This window comes from Streptococcus sp. A34, from assembly GCF_043674115.1.
Classification (GTDB): Bacteria; Bacillota; Bacilli; order Lactobacillales; family Streptococcaceae; genus Streptococcus; species Streptococcus suis_V.
The window spans coordinates 18,863-32,373 of record NZ_JBIMJM010000022.1; the positions used below are offsets into that span (position 1 = coordinate 18,863).

Annotated in this window: 16 protein-coding genes; 10 read left to right on the forward strand and 6 right to left on the reverse strand. The window is 44.4% G+C overall.

The features are described 5' to 3' along the window. Positions 1–94 precede the first annotated feature (94 nt). From ACHBGV_RS06640 to ACHBGV_RS06675, 8 genes are all read left to right on the forward strand, one after another. A complete protein-coding gene (locus ACHBGV_RS06640; protein ID WP_394735934.1) occupies positions 95–469 on the forward strand; it encodes a DUF4825 domain-containing protein in 375 nt (124 codons plus the stop codon). A gap of 129 nt (positions 470–598) precedes the next feature. Then, positions 599–1,027 carry a cupin domain-containing protein gene (locus ACHBGV_RS06645; RefSeq protein ID WP_172079226.1) on the forward strand — a complete coding sequence of 143 codons (429 nt, stop codon included), beginning with the start codon at positions 599–601 and terminating at the stop codon, positions 1,025–1,027. Next, on the forward strand, positions 1,027–1,665 hold the full coding sequence (locus ACHBGV_RS06650; RefSeq protein ID WP_394735935.1) for an ATP-binding cassette domain-containing protein: 639 nt from the start codon (positions 1,027–1,029) through the stop codon (positions 1,663–1,665). Before ACHBGV_RS06645 ends, ACHBGV_RS06650 begins: the two co-directional genes overlap by 1 nt. Further along, positions 1,662–2,426 carry an ABC transporter permease gene (locus ACHBGV_RS06655; protein WP_394735936.1) on the forward strand — a complete coding sequence of 255 codons (765 nt, stop codon included), beginning with the start codon at positions 1,662–1,664 and terminating at the stop codon, positions 2,424–2,426. Before ACHBGV_RS06650 ends, ACHBGV_RS06655 begins: the two co-directional genes overlap by 4 nt. Positions 2,427–2,520: 94 nt before the next feature. Next, complete coding sequence (pepV, locus tag ACHBGV_RS06660) at positions 2,521–3,921, forward strand: dipeptidase PepV (protein WP_394735937.1); 1,401 nt, start codon at positions 2,521–2,523, stop codon at positions 3,919–3,921. A gap of 43 nt (positions 3,922–3,964) precedes the next feature. Then, a complete protein-coding gene (locus ACHBGV_RS06665) occupies positions 3,965–4,552 on the forward strand; it encodes a uracil-DNA glycosylase family protein (RefSeq protein WP_394735938.1) in 588 nt (195 codons plus the stop codon). Between the two features lie 60 nt (positions 4,553–4,612). Further along, complete coding sequence (locus ACHBGV_RS06670) at positions 4,613–5,404, forward strand: TPM domain-containing protein (RefSeq protein WP_394735939.1); 792 nt, start codon at positions 4,613–4,615, stop codon at positions 5,402–5,404. 18 nt (positions 5,405–5,422) lie between these two features. Beyond that, a complete protein-coding gene (locus ACHBGV_RS06675) occupies positions 5,423–6,004 on the forward strand; it encodes a LemA family protein (RefSeq protein WP_172058883.1) in 582 nt (193 codons plus the stop codon). A 33-nt stretch (positions 6,005–6,037) separates the two neighbouring features. Here the strand turns inward: ACHBGV_RS06675 and ACHBGV_RS06680 are convergent, their stop codons facing one another. The 6 genes from ACHBGV_RS06680 to ACHBGV_RS06705 form a co-directional block, all read right to left on the reverse strand. After that, a complete protein-coding gene (locus ACHBGV_RS06680; protein ID WP_394735940.1) occupies positions 6,038–7,105 on the reverse strand; it encodes a hypothetical protein in 1,068 nt (355 codons plus the stop codon). A 259-nt stretch (positions 7,106–7,364) separates the two neighbouring features. Further along, a complete protein-coding gene (mnmE, locus tag ACHBGV_RS06685) occupies positions 7,365–8,738 on the reverse strand; it encodes a tRNA uridine-5-carboxymethylaminomethyl(34) synthesis GTPase MnmE (protein WP_172058885.1) in 1,374 nt (457 codons plus the stop codon). Between the two features lie 148 nt (positions 8,739–8,886). Continuing rightward, positions 8,887–9,540 (reverse strand): hemolysin III family protein, encoded by a 654-nt coding sequence (locus tag ACHBGV_RS06690; RefSeq protein WP_125265624.1) that lies wholly within the window; start codon positions 9,538–9,540, stop codon positions 8,887–8,889. Positions 9,541–9,542: 2 nt separating this feature from the next. Further along, positions 9,543–10,004 carry a DUF1836 domain-containing protein gene (locus tag ACHBGV_RS06695; RefSeq protein ID WP_394735941.1) on the reverse strand — a complete coding sequence of 154 codons (462 nt, stop codon included), beginning with the start codon at positions 10,002–10,004 and terminating at the stop codon, positions 9,543–9,545. A gap of 83 nt (positions 10,005–10,087) precedes the next feature. Next, positions 10,088–11,737: an FAD-dependent oxidoreductase gene (locus tag ACHBGV_RS06700; protein ID WP_394735942.1), complete on the reverse strand. Its 1,650-nt coding sequence runs from the start codon at positions 11,735–11,737 to the stop codon at positions 10,088–10,090. After that, complete coding sequence (locus ACHBGV_RS06705; RefSeq protein WP_105122787.1) at positions 11,738–12,070, reverse strand: rhodanese-like domain-containing protein; 333 nt, start codon at positions 12,068–12,070, stop codon at positions 11,738–11,740. 110 nt (positions 12,071–12,180) lie between these two features. Between ACHBGV_RS06705 and ACHBGV_RS06710 the strand changes: the two genes are divergently transcribed. Together ACHBGV_RS06710 and dprA are read left to right on the forward strand one after the other, a co-directional pair. Beyond that, entirely contained in the window at positions 12,181–12,441 is a 261-nt protein-coding gene (locus ACHBGV_RS06710; protein ID WP_105110583.1) for a metal-sensitive transcriptional regulator, read from the forward strand. Between the two features lie 142 nt (positions 12,442–12,583). After that, complete coding sequence (gene dprA / locus ACHBGV_RS06715; RefSeq protein ID WP_105110582.1) at positions 12,584–13,426, forward strand: DNA-processing protein DprA; 843 nt, start codon at positions 12,584–12,586, stop codon at positions 13,424–13,426. Positions 13,427–13,511 lie beyond the last annotated feature (85 nt).

Below are 13,511 nucleotides of genomic sequence, written 5' to 3' on the forward strand. Positions count from 1 at the left end.
TGTTCTTGGTATACATTACATGAAGTCAATTTTCTTGACAGGCTTTGTGTAAGGATTTATAATTTAAAGTATATAAGCTTCAGGAGGAAAAGTCATGCGAAAATATTTATTTCTTGTTTCCTGTTTGTTCCTCGTCTTTTTAGCAGCCTGTCAGGCAGAAAAAAGCCAAGAGGTGAATCTGGAACAGCACAAAACAGACTATGTTGGTGACAATAGCAAGGTCATTCAGTTAGCTGCTTTACAGGATTATCCTGAAGGTTATACTTATGACCATATCGAAATCCAATCAGACAAGGAACCCTATCAATTGACAGTATTTTTGAAGGTAGATAAAGCCTCTGACAAAGTGGCAGAGGAGCTCCAGTCAAACAGTCAGTCCCTATTTGACCTGATTGGCAATCTAGAGCAGGTGGCTTTTGTAGATGCGACCAGCCAAGAAGAAATTGCTCATTTTACTAGGAAAGATTGATCAGTTAAGCTGGTCAATTTTTTTATGAATTTTTTTCAATTTCTTTCTTGACAAGTTGCAGATGAAGTTCTATAATTATAACAATTCTAAATACACTTTAGAATGATTACAATTTGAGAGGTATATAAGATGACAACGAAAGATTTTGGTAAAGCACCATTTGTAACAAATATTGAAGACGCAACCTTGGAGAATACAAACTACCGGACAGCCCTTTGGACTGGGGAACTCTTGCAGGTGACCCTCATGTCGATTCCAGTTGGTGGGGATATTGGCGCGGAAGTGCATGCTGAAAATGATCAATTCTTGCGCGTGGAGCAAGGGAAGGGACGGGTTATCATGGGAACAGATGCGGACAATATTACCCTTGATACAGAAGTAGTTCCAGAATTTGCCATTTTAATTCCAAAAGATACCTACCACAATGTTATCAACATTGGCGATGAGGACTTGAAACTCTATTCTATCTATGGTCCTGCTCACCATGCGCATGGCACTATTCACGAGACTCAGGCTATTGCAATGGCTGCGGAAGAGGCAGAGGAGGCAGGTCACTAATGCCGATTTTTCAGCTAAATCACGTCGGCTTAGTTCATGCGGACATGACCATTTTGGAGGATGTGACGCTCAGTATAGATGCTGGTCAGCGCCTGACCTTGGTTGGTCCGTCCGGGTCTGGTAAGAGTTCTATTTTAAAACTGCTGGCAGGGTTGACTTCTCCTAGTCAAGGACAAGTCCTCTACCAGTCTCAGGATCTGGCACAAATGGATATGCCTATCTACCGCAGAGAGGTTTCCTATTGTTTCCAGCAGCCGGTTCTCTTTGGGCAAACGGTGCGGGATAACCTTGCCTTTCCTTTTGAGATTCGTCAGCTGGATGTTGATGAAGAAAGCACGGTTCAAGCTCTTGCCAAGGTAGATTTGCCAGCGACATTTTTAGACAAGAAAATCTCCGAATTGTCGGGCGGTGAAAAACAGCGCGTGGCCTTGGTCCGCAATCTTCTCTTTGAGCCCCAGGTGCTCTTACTGGACGAAGTGACGGCTGGATTAGACGCGACAAGCAAAGCCTTGGTGCATGACTTGATTGCCGATTACCACAAGGCAGGACACACCATTGTCGAAGTCACGCATGATGCGGAGGAAATAGCAGCAGCCAGCACCATTATCCAGGTAGAGAAGGGGAGGATTGTCCAATGAACCAAGTAAATGTAAGCAATCTTTCTCTGGCCTTGGTCTTTGGTCTGGTCTTGATTGCGCTTAGCATCAGCCAAAAGGAAAAGCTGGGAATTACCAAAGACATTGTGATGGCTGTCTTGCGGACGGTGGTCCAACTCTTTCTGGTCGGCTATGTCTTGAAGTTTATCTTTCAAGTGTCCAATGGCTGGTTGAGCTTGGTCATGGTCCTAGTCATTCTCTACAATGCTAGTCGTCAGGCCAATAAGCGTAACCCTGTCGCCAACAAGTCCTTCTGGCATCCATTTTTTGCGCTTCTGATTTCCACTGGATTGACCTTGAGCATTTTGATTTGGGCGGGGGCTATTAAGTTCATTCCCTCGCAGGTCATTCCTATTTCTGGTATGCTAGCTAGCAATGCCATGTCGGCCATTGGTCTGTCCTATCGAGCCATGTACCGTCTCTTTACGGATAATCGTCAGCGGGTCTTGGAGAAATTGAGTTTGGGCGCGTCTGCCAAATTGGCTTCGCAGGACATTTTGCGCGAAAGTATCAAAACGGGAATGCAACCGACCATTGACTCAGCCAAGACAGTTGGTCTGGTCAGCCTGCCCGGCATGATGTCTGGTCTGATTTTTGCAGGTGTTGACCCTGTAGCTGCCATTCGTTACCAGATTATGGTCATGTTCATGCTCCTGTCGGCTACCAGTCTGGCCTCTGTTATCGCATCATACGCAGCCTACAAGTCTTATTTTACGGACAAGACGCAATTGGAATTTGAATAAGAATAAACTGATCTTGGAAAAGGTCAGTTTTTTTTATATCTGCATGATAAATTATGATAAAATAGACTTACATTTACATTGCAAAGGAGACAGTATGACAATCAATTTTAGAGCAGAAGTAGACAAACGCAAGGATGAATTCATGGCGGATTTATTCGACCTCTTGCGCATCAATTCGGAGCGCGACGATAGCCAAGCGGATGCCCAACACCCATTCGGACCGGGTCCTGTCCGTGCCTTGGATAAATTTCTAGAAATTGCTGAGCGTGACGGCTATCCGACCAAAAATGTTGACAATTATGCTGGACATTTTGAGTTCGGTGAAGGCGATGAGGTGCTTGGTATCTTCGGGCATTTGGATGTAGTTCCTGCTGGTAGTGGCTGGAATACAGACCCCTACGAGCCACAAATCATCGATGGGAAGCTCTTTGCGCGCGGTTCGTCAGACGACAAGGGGCCGACTATGGCTTGCTACTACGGTTTGAAAATCATCAAAGAATTGGGCTTGCCAATCTCTAAGAAAGTCCGCTTTATCGTAGGTACCGACGAAGAGTCGGGCTGGGCGGACATGGATTATTACTTCGCAAACGTTGGTCTCCCTCTGCCAGATTTCGGATTTTCTCCTGATGCCGAGTTCCCGATTATCAACGGTGAAAAGGGCAACATCACAGCTTATTTGCATTTTGCTGGGGAAAATAGCGGAGCTGCTCAGTTGCATAGCTTTACAGGCGGTCTTCGTGAGAACATGGTGCCTGAGTCCGCGACAGCAGTCATCTCTGGTCAGTTAGATAGTCTTGAGGATAAATTGGCAGCCTTCTCAGCGGAATACGGCGTGTCAGCTAGCGCGGATAATCTGTCTGACGGTCGTGTCCAAGTGACCGTCATCGGAAAATCAGCCCACGGTGCCCACCCAGAAAATGGGGTCAATGGGGCGACCTACTTGGCTAAATTCCTCAACCAGTTTGCCTTTGAAGGTGCAGCCAAGGCTTATTTGGAACTTGCCGGAGAAACTCTATTTGAGGACCACGATGCGAAAAAATTAGGCGTAGCTATCTACGACCAGCAAATGGGTGCCCTGTCCATGAACGCTGGTGTCTTCAAGTTTGATGCAGGCGCAGTAGACAACACCATTGCCCTCAATTTCCGCTATCCAAAAAACACCAGTCCTGAAGTCATCAAGGCTGGCTTGGAGAAATTTGAGGTAGAAAGTGTCAGCCTGTCAGCCCACGGTCACACACCGCATTATTGCCCGATTGACGACCCAATGGTAGCCATTCTCCTGTCTGTTTATGAGAAACACACAGGACTGAAAGGTCACGAGCAAGTCATCGGTGGCGGAACCTTTGGTCGCCTGCTAGAGCGTGGCGTTGCCTATGGAGCTATGTTCCCAGGCTACACAGATACCATGCACCAGGCCAATGAATTTGCGGATGTAGAAGACCTCTACCGCGCCGCGGCAATTTACGCAGAGGCCATTTACGAGTTGATTAAATAAGAGATGAAAAGACGGGATTTCCGTCTTTTTAAGGAGACACAATATGCGGCTATCCTCCATTCGTCGGGCTATTATGTCTGACCCTGCCAATCAAGTTTTTACACGTCAAGGGATTGAACCGCTCTTTCAGGCGCCTGAGACTGCTCGCATTCTGATTATCGGGCAGGCGCCGGGTTTGAAAACACAAGAAAAAGGTCGACTTTTTGATGATGCTAGTGGCGATAATCTTCGGAATTGGTTGGGGGTAGACCGAGAAACCTTTTATGACTCAGGTCTGTTTGCCATTCTTCCTATGGATTTTTATTATCCTGGTAAGGGTAAGTCAGGTGACTTGCCACCGCGCAAGGACTTCGCTGACAAGTGGCATCCGCTCATCTTGCAACATTTGCCTCATATTGATCTGACGCTTTTAATTGGGAGCTATGCTCAGGAAGCTATTTTGGGGAAATCCCAGAGGAACTTGAGCGAAAGAGTCCGACATTTTGAGGATTATTTGCCCAGTTATTTTCCTCTGCCCCATCCTTCTCCTAGAAATAATATCTGGAAGGCCAAGCATCCCTGGTTCAAGGAACGTGTCTTACCCAGATTGCAGAGGGACATAAAAAATATTGTTCAACAGTGCACAATATGATATAATTGTATATAGAAAATAGATGATTTCTTGTCTTTTTGTGCCGAAGGAGGTGTTGAGATGAGAAAGTATGTGGTATGGCTAGGCGGAATCTTGGTCAGTCTCCTAGTTTTGCTGGCCTTATTTCCGCCAATTGTTAGAGCGGCCCAGTTGCCAGATCGGCCGCTGGATACGACGGTAGTAGACCAACAAGGCTACCTATCAGCTGATACGATCGCCAGTATTGACCAAAAGAATCAAGAATGGGAGCGAACCGGTCAAAAATTGCAGGTGGGGGTCTATGTTACGGACCATCTGAATGATGACTTAGAAAGTTTTTCCAATGAGCTCTTTCGTCACTGGCAGGTGGGATTTTCTGGGACGGATAACGGGATTTTGCTGGTCATTGCCATAGATGACAGGCAGTTTCGGATAGAGACCTCGGACAATGCAGCCACCGTCATCAGGGATATAGAGGCCAAAGATATTTTAGATTCCTCCAGGGAGTTTTTCCGCCAGGAGGACTATGATGCTGGTGTCACCTACATTGTCAATTCCATCGGCGACCGCTTTTACGGGACAGACCTGGGAGCCCAGCAGCTGGCTAGCTTAGAAAGTCAAGAAACTTATAGTGACGATGATGTCGGTTCATTTTTCTTCCTCATTATTGTTCTGGTTATTATTTTTATCATTATTGATAAGTCCAGTCGTGGTGGCCGCGGAGGCGGTCCAGGTAGCCTACTTTGGATGTGGGTCGACGATTATCATTACCATCATCACCATCATTCTGACCATTCCTCATCTAGCTTTGGCGGCGGAGGTGGTTGGTCCGGTGGTGGAGGCGGCGGAGGCGGCGCCTCATCTGGTTGGTAAGAAAAGAAAGGAAATAGTATGAATAAAAAATGGTTAACCTTCCTCATCCCCCTAGTAGCTTTGCTTTTTTTGGGAATAGGAGCAATCGGTCAGTACAATGGTCTGGTGGACAGCCACGCCGAAGTGGAGAACGCCCAGGCCAATGTCCAGACCCAGCTCCAGCGACGTTATGATCTGATTCCCAACGTTGTATCGGCCGTCAAGGGGGCCATGGAGCATGAGAAAGATATTTTTACAGCTATCGCGGATGCGCGTGCCAAGATTGGTTCCAGCCAGCAAGGTTCCGCAGAGTACAATCAGGCTCAGACTCAGCTAGATTCAGCAGTTTCTCGCCTTTTGGTAGTGGCGGAAAATTATCCACAAATCACAGCCAACCAGCAGGTATCGGACTTAATTACCGAGCTTGAAGGTACAGAAAATCGGATTTTAGTGGCCCGCAAGGATTATAATACGGTGGCAACAGCCTACAATAAAAAAATCAGGAAGTTCCCGACTTCTATCTACGCCAATCTTTTTGGCTATGAGAAAGTAGACCTCTTCCAAGCGACTAACGATGCTGCAACAACAGTACCAAGCGTTGATTTACAAGATAAAGAATAGAAGTGAAAAGGAACTCGAGCGAGTTCCTTTTTCTTAGGGGGTAAGCCAGACACCAGCTACATATTCAGATGGCAGGCTTGTCTGCTTGAGAATTTCAGAATGTTTGAAATTATAAATGATGACTTGATTATCCTTTGTGAACAGTAATCGTTCTTGATCCAACAGTTGAATATGTTTGATTGGGCTGTCGCTATCAGATAAGTTAGGAAAGGCATGGTAGTTCTCTTCTTGAGTTTCTAAGTTATAGAGGGTGAAATGAGGATATTTGCTAATATAACTATCATGTTCAATCAATAGGAGATGCTTGTCTCCCAGATTGTGAATGGTAGAGGGATGCGGATGAGAGAGCTGGATTTTCCCGATTTCTTTTGTTTTAGGATCGAAGGTCTGCACATCATAAGAGGTTTCCTGTTGCCCATCACCATGATAATAGGTCAAAATCGGGTGATAGACAAGACCATTTTTCAGGATGCCTTGGTGGACTTGATGACTAAGTGGTACCTCAATCTCGTCTACAATTTTCTCTGATTTCTTGTCAAAAATCAGATAGTAAGCACGGGTTTCTTCAGGTTTATCAATTACATACCTGTGACCGTACAGAACAAGCAAATCGCCAGAATCGGTCATGATGCTAGGCAGGGTAGAAAAATCTTCAGGCAGAGTAAGTTGTCCAGCCTCTTTGCCACTCGTATCAAACCAAGTCAGGTGCCTACCAGCCATATAGAGATGGTGCTCGTCGCTCCCTGCAATGTAATCATGAAACTTGGTGGCTTTCTGGGAAATCGTACCTGTTTGAAAATCCAGCGAAGTGACATTTTCTGCGTAGGATTTTGGGGCGCTGCTTGAGAGCATCAGATAACGATTTTGGAGCTTGTGGCTATTTCCGAGAGGGAAATCAATGCCTCCCATCTCTTGTCGATTCAAGAGCTTGAGGTTATTTCCTTCTAGTTGATAGGCCTCAATCTGATTAGGATAAATAATATACATTGAAGCTGAATCTTGGAGTTCAAACTTGGTATGACCAGAGGTTAATAGTTTCCAGCTGATGACACCTAGCACAAGGAGAAAAACGGTAGATAACAGAATGATAATTTTTTTCATGACCAGCCCTCATTTATGACATTATTATAACAAATATTTTGTAAAAAAACAATCAAAACAAAAATGAAAAAGTAAGAATAAAAAAGAAAAATCCATGTAAATAATTTGCATTACATAGATAGGAATTCCTTGCTTATTTGCCTGAATAAATGCCACTAGACTGCTGTTTAGTCAAGCATTTTTCTAGATGAGTGTTGTGAAAGTGCCCATGGAAGCCTTTCAGCTCTTCAGTAAGCACGATCTCCACACCTAAATTTTCTTACTTTCCTAGACAGAATTGACTAAAGAGTTGGGTTATGAGTTCATCTGGAGCTGCATCGCCTGTGATTTCTCCCAAAATCTGCCAACAGCGAGTCAGGTCAACCTGTAACAAGTCTACTGGCATGCCCATTTCCAGTCCGTCATTGACAGCTTGCAGGCTTTGGACGGCTTGTTCAATCAGGGAAATGTGGCGAGAATTGGAGAGGTAGGTGGCATCTTGCTCTACCAGACCAGCATTTTCAAAGAAGAGCTGGTTGATTTTTTCTTCAATCTGGTCGATGTTCTGGTTTTTTAAGACGGAAATGCGGATGACCTCCTCAGGCAGTTGGTCTGCTTCAATCTGCTCTTCCAGGTCGGTCTTGTTGAGCAGGACAATGCGGTTGGCCATGTCTGAAATGGCTAGGAGATTGCGGTCTTGCTCGGTCAGGGGTTCAGATGCGTTGAGGACTAGAAGGATGAGGTCGGCCTCCTCAAGGGCTTTTTTAGACCGTTCCACGCCGATTTTTTCAACGATGTCGTCTGTTTCACGGATACCTGCTGTATCAATCAGCTTGAGGGGGACGCCTTTGATGTTTACGTATTCTTCGATAACGTCGCGGGTTGTTCCTGCGATGTCTGTAACGATGGCTTTTTCCTCACGGAGGAGGTTATTGAGCAGGCTGGATTTTCCCACATTGGGACGACCGATAATGGCAGTTGCGATGCCTTCACGCAGGATTTTTCCACGGCGGGCAGTGCGGAGGAGATTTTCTAGAAGAGCTTGGAACTGGAGGGTTTTCTCGCGGACCAGCTCTGTCGTCGCCTCCTCAACGTCGTCGTACTCAGGGTAGTCGATGTTGACCTCGATCTGTGCCAGTGTGTTGAGAATCTCTTGGCGCGTGTCGTTGATGAGCTGGGAGAGGGAGCCGTCAAGCTGGCGGACGGCATTGTGCATGGCCTTGTCAGTCTTGGCACGGATGACATCCATGACAGCTTCGGCCTGGGTCAAATCCACACGGCCGTTGAGAAAGGCCCGCTTGGTAAACTCGCCTGGCTCAGCCATTCGAGCCCCTTGGCGAATCAGGAGCTGGAGGATTTCGTTGGTAACGGCGATGCCTCCGTGGGTATTAATCTCGATGACATCTTCGCGCGTGAAGGTCTTTGGGGAACGCATGACACCCAGCATGACCTCGTCCAGCACTTGACCCGTCGCAGGATCGATAATGTGGCCGTAATTGAGGCTGTGGCTGGGTACGGTCGCTAAGTCCTTGCCCTTGAAAACCTTGCTGGCAATGGCAAAAGCATCCGTCCCAGACAGGCGGACAATCCCAATGGCCCCCTCACCGAGTGGTGTGGAAATAGCGGTAATGGTGTCGAATTCTTTGGTGATCATAATTTTTACTTTCTAAGAAATTGTATTCACAAGTAAGGTGAACTTATATAAAAGTGCCAAGCTCTGAATGCAGCTTCTAACATTTCCTATGTATCAGTTTATCATGGAAAGTAAAAAATCGCATGAAATTGGAACGTCTATCGGATTTCTAGTATAACATAAAATAGACAATGGCGATATACTGCAGGGCTGAGGCTAGGAGAATAAACAAGTGCCAAATCATGTGAAAATAGGGTCGTTTCTTGGCATAAAAGAGAGCACCGATTGAATAAGACAATCCCCCTGCCAACATGAGGAGCCCGAAAGTCAGATTGGTCTGTTGGAAAATGGCCGGCAGGATAAAAATGATGAGCCAGCCCATAATCAGATAGAGTGCCAAACTAAATTTTTCATTGATTTCTTTGGCAAATATTTTGTAGAGAATGCCGAAAATCGTAATGCCCCACTGCAAGCTGATAATCAGATAGCCCAACCAACCACCGACTAAGGAGAGAGCAACAGGTGTATAGCTGCCCGCAATGGCGATGTAAATCATACTATGGTCAATCATCCGCAAAACATACTTATGGACCGAAGTATAGGGCATGGAATGATAGATAGAAGAAGAGAGGAACATCAGAAACAGACTGCTGACAAAAATGGACATTCCAACCACAGCAGTGATATTGTAATCCTTAAAGGCATGCACAGCGGTAATGGGCAGTAGAGCCAGCATCAGAAGGGCACCAATAGCATGCGTGACGCTGTTAGCGACTTCTTCGCCGAATGTTAGGGGAATACTGAGTTTCATTTTGTAATCCATGACTAGCCTCTTTCTAATTCTAAAGCCAGCTGATGCGTCTTGCGGTAGAGTTTCAAGGTCTGGCAAGCATAACGAATGATTTCAGGAGCTGTCTCCATCTTATTTTCATTCATACAATCCACAAAATAATTGTAGAGCCTATCTGAAGAGTAGTGGGACTGTAGGATATTCAGGGTCTGGCTGATTTCTTGGATGGAAAATACATTCTTCAAACAAGTCAGCGCAATCAGTCGAGCCAATTGGTGTTTCTGGTATTTCTTTTTGATAGGCTTTTCCAAATGCTTGTGTTTGACATAATTGTTCACCATAGATGCAGTCAGCCCCTTGTCCTCCTTAGACGGTGAAAACTGCGTAGCCTGATGGACATAGAGCAAGACCTGATCTAGATACAAATCAATCTCTGGCAAGTCTTCCCAATAGGGCAATTGATGATAGCTTTCGTTTTTGTTTAATCTAGTATACATAACTAGATTATATAATCATGAAAATAATTTGTCAATTGAAAAGATAAAAATTCCTCCAGAACCATCTAGTCTGGAGGGATAATCTAGTTTAAGATAGCGTTAGGTCGCACCATTTTATAGAGAGAATAGGCACCGTCTAAGTTCTTTACATCGAAACCATGTTGTTTTAGCAAACGTTCAGCAATATAAGAACGGAGACCGCTATGACAGCTGACGATGTAGCGCTCATTTTTATCTAATTCATTCATTCGGTCACGGAGTTGATCGAGTGGAATATGTATATAATCTTTAAAATGACCTTTTCGCACTTCATTATGATTCCGGACATCCAATAAAATAGTACCATTTTCCAACTCTAGCTCCAATTGATGCCACTGGATATTCTCACTCAATCCTTCTGCGATATTGAGGGCTGCGTAGCCAATCATGTTGACCGGATCTTTAGCCGAGCCAAATGGAGGTGCGTAGGTCAACTCAAGTTCTGGTAAATCAAAAATTGTCAAACCAGCCTTAATAGCTGTCGCAATTACATCAATGCGTTTATCAACCCCTTTTTGGCCAACAGCCTGCGCCCCATAAATTTTGCCATCAACTGGTGAAAAAATCAACTTGAGGACAATATCGGTTGCACCCGGATAGTAACCGGCATGATCCTTGCCTGTTGTATGTACGACCGCATGGTTAAATCCAAGCGTCTGAACCGTCCGTTCGTTTAGACCGGTGGTGGCTGCGACTAGGTCAAATACTTTAACGATGGCTGTCCCGATAGACCCTTTATTGATACGTTTTAAACCAGCAATGACATCAGCAACCTGTCTACCTTGTCGATTGGCAGGAGAGGCTAGAGAAATCAAAGCGTCTTGCCCGGTTATCTCTTGCTTAACCACGATAGCATCACCTACCGCATAAATATTTGGTAGATTGGTCTGATAATTTTCATCAACCAAAATACCACCGCGAAGTCCCACTGCGATTCCTGCATCAGCAGCTAATGTTGAATCTGGCTGTACCCCGACAGATAAGATTGTCAAGTCAGAAGAAATTGTTTCCCCATTTGCTAAAGATAATACTTGTCCATTGTGGCTGAAACCTGTCACAGACTGACCCGTGAGGACACGAATTCCTTTCGATATTAGTTCAGCCTCAATAAAGCTAGCCATTTCTTCATCCAAAGGCGGCAAGACATGAGGAGCTTGTTCAATCAATGTGACGTCCAGTCCCTTGAGTGCCAAATTTTCAGCCATTTCCAAACCAATAAAACCAGCACCGATGACAACTGCTTTCCCATTTTCTACTTTCTTCAGTTGTGTCATGATTTTTTCCAAATCAGGTACATTTCGCAAAGTAAACAAATTGGTTGCATTTTCTATACCCTCTAGGGTAGGAATAAAGGGCTTTGCCCCTGGCGATACAATCAATTTATCATAAGTTTCTTCGACCTGCCCATTTGGAGTTTGGACAGTGACAGTTTGTTTGTCAGGGTGGATGTTAATGACTTCGTGAAAAGGCCGAACATCCAGATTAAATCGCTCTTGTAAACTTTCTGGTGTTTGGAGTAATAGACTGCTTTGATCTGCAATTTCTCCAGAAACGTGATAGGGAAGTCCGCAATTAGCAAAGGAGACGTATGGACCTTTTTCAAATACGATAATTTCGGCACCCTCCATCAGACGACGGAGACGAGTAGCAGCGGACATTCCTCCCGCAACACCACCAATAATTAGAATTTTCATTTATTGAACTCCTTTGATAGGACCGTTCCAGGCATTCATTCCGCCACGAACATTCAGTGCATGGTATCCACTACTAGTCAAATACTCAGTAGCTCGTTGACTGCGCATGCCTGATTGACAAATGACGAGATACTGTTTCGTTTTATCGCCTTTGAAGTTTTCGAGTTGACTCAGTGGGCTATTGATTGCTTGTGCAATATGTCCAGAATTAAATTCATTGACTTCTCTGACATCCAATAATATAGTATTGGGTTCTTGTAAGGCTTGTGGCAGTTCTGCCACAGTAAGACTCTCAGAAGATGAAAAGATTCCTGATAAGATTTGTTTAAGCATGTGTCCTCCTCTTATATACCCTATAGGGTATTTTAAATATAACAAAGATGAGGATAACTTGTCAAGTTTTTGAATTGACTTTTTTACAAACAATCGGTACCATATAGAATATGAAGACAGATAAAAAAGATATGATGAATCGATTAAAACGCGCAGAAGGTCAACTTCGCGGTATTCAAAAAATGGTTGAAGAAGAACAAGAATGTATAGATATTGTAACGCAGCTTAGTGCAGTCCGATCCAGTATTAATAGCATGATGGGAATTGCCATTGCACAAAAAGTTCAATCCTGTATTGAACATCCTTCTGATGACCCAGAGGAGCAAGAGAGACGATTGCAAGAGTCAATCAAATTAATTATTAAAAAATAGGAACAATAGAATAATCTAACAATATTTCAGAGAATTTCTTAAGAATTTGTTAGTCTTAGAATAAAAAAGTTTCAAAATTTTCTATGAATTTCTTCGGAGATTTATTTTTTTTACGAACAAATCAGGTAGAGAGGTAATTAATATGAATAATTTTGATATTTTTAAGTTGAAAAAGGCTGGTCTGACCAATCTCAATATTCACAAAATCTTGGTTTACCAAGAGAAGTACGATAAAAAGCTATCCTTGCGCAACATGGCTGTCGTCTCTGAATGCAAAAATCCCATTCTCTTTATGGAAAATTATAAAAATTTGGACATCAAGGCCTGCCGTGAGGAGTTTAATCGCTTTCCATCCTTTTCGATTTTGGATGACATTTATCCCTTGGCCCTCAAGGAAATTTACAATCCACCAGTCTTGCTCTTTTACCAAGGAGACCTTGACTTGCTAGATAAACCAAAGTTGGGCGTGGTTGGTACGCGAAATGCCAGTAAAAACGGCATCCAGTCAGTCCAGAAGATTATTAAGGAACTTCAGAATCGCTATGTCATTGTCAGCGGCCTGGCGCGAGGAATTGACACGGCGGCCCATATCGCCAGCCTAAAAAATGGTGGACAGACCATTGCGGTCATCGGTACAGGCTTGGATGTGCAGTATCCCAAGGAAAATAAAGATTTGCAGTCCTATATAGGCAAGCATCATCTGGTCTTAACAGAGTACGGGCCTGGTGAACAGCCGCTCAAGTTTCATTTCCCAGAGCGTAATAGGATTATCGCTGGTTTGGTCGGCGGACTGGTGGTCTGCGAGGCAAAAATGCGGTCGGGTAGCCTGATTACTTGTGAGCGTGCCCTGGAAGAAGGGCGGGAAATATTTGCCATTCCAGGCTCCATTTTAGACGGAAAATCTGACGGATGTCATCATTTGATTCAAGAGGGCGCAAAGTGCGTCACATCGGGCTTGGACATCATTTCTGACTATCAATTTTAAAATAAGTTCGCACATTGTCAAGTCAAGTGCAACAAGTTCATTGATAACTAGAGATCCAGAGGTTAAGCTGTCTGGGCTAGCCCAA

Bases quoted from the DNA above. Each gene is read 5' to 3' on its own strand.
- ACHBGV_RS06640 (WP_394735934.1), top strand. From the start codon at position 95: ATGCGAAAATATTTATTTCTTGTTTCCTGTTTGTTCCTCGTCTTTTTA.
- ACHBGV_RS06645 (WP_172079226.1), top strand. From the start codon at position 599: ATGACAACGAAAGATTTTGGTAAAGCACCATTTGTAACAAATATTGAA.
- ACHBGV_RS06650 (WP_394735935.1), top strand. From the start codon at position 1,027: ATGCCGATTTTTCAGCTAAATCACGTCGGCTTAGTTCATGCGGACATG.
- ACHBGV_RS06655 (WP_394735936.1), top strand. From the start codon at position 1,662: ATGAACCAAGTAAATGTAAGCAATCTTTCTCTGGCCTTGGTCTTTGGT.
- pepV (WP_394735937.1), top strand. From the start codon at position 2,521: ATGACAATCAATTTTAGAGCAGAAGTAGACAAACGCAAGGATGAATTC.
- ACHBGV_RS06665 (WP_394735938.1), top strand. From the start codon at position 3,965: ATGCGGCTATCCTCCATTCGTCGGGCTATTATGTCTGACCCTGCCAAT.
- ACHBGV_RS06670 (WP_394735939.1), top strand. From the start codon at position 4,613: ATGAGAAAGTATGTGGTATGGCTAGGCGGAATCTTGGTCAGTCTCCTA.
- ACHBGV_RS06675 (WP_172058883.1), top strand. From the start codon at position 5,423: ATGAATAAAAAATGGTTAACCTTCCTCATCCCCCTAGTAGCTTTGCTT.
- ACHBGV_RS06680 (WP_394735940.1), bottom strand. From the start codon at position 7,105: ATGAAAAAAATTATCATTCTGTTATCTACCGTTTTTCTCCTTGTGCTA.
- mnmE (WP_172058885.1), bottom strand. From the start codon at position 8,738: ATGATCACCAAAGAATTCGACACCATTACCGCTATTTCCACACCACTC.
- ACHBGV_RS06690 (WP_125265624.1), bottom strand. From the start codon at position 9,540: ATGGATTACAAAATGAAACTCAGTATTCCCCTAACATTCGGCGAAGAA.
- ACHBGV_RS06695 (WP_394735941.1), bottom strand. From the start codon at position 10,004: ATGTATACTAGATTAAACAAAAACGAAAGCTATCATCAATTGCCCTAT.
- ACHBGV_RS06700 (WP_394735942.1), bottom strand. From the start codon at position 11,737: ATGAAAATTCTAATTATTGGTGGTGTTGCGGGAGGAATGTCCGCTGCT.
- ACHBGV_RS06705 (WP_105122787.1), bottom strand. From the start codon at position 12,070: ATGCTTAAACAAATCTTATCAGGAATCTTTTCATCTTCTGAGAGTCTT.
- ACHBGV_RS06710 (WP_105110583.1), top strand. From the start codon at position 12,181: ATGAAGACAGATAAAAAAGATATGATGAATCGATTAAAACGCGCAGAA.
- dprA (WP_105110582.1), top strand. From the start codon at position 12,584: ATGAATAATTTTGATATTTTTAAGTTGAAAAAGGCTGGTCTGACCAAT.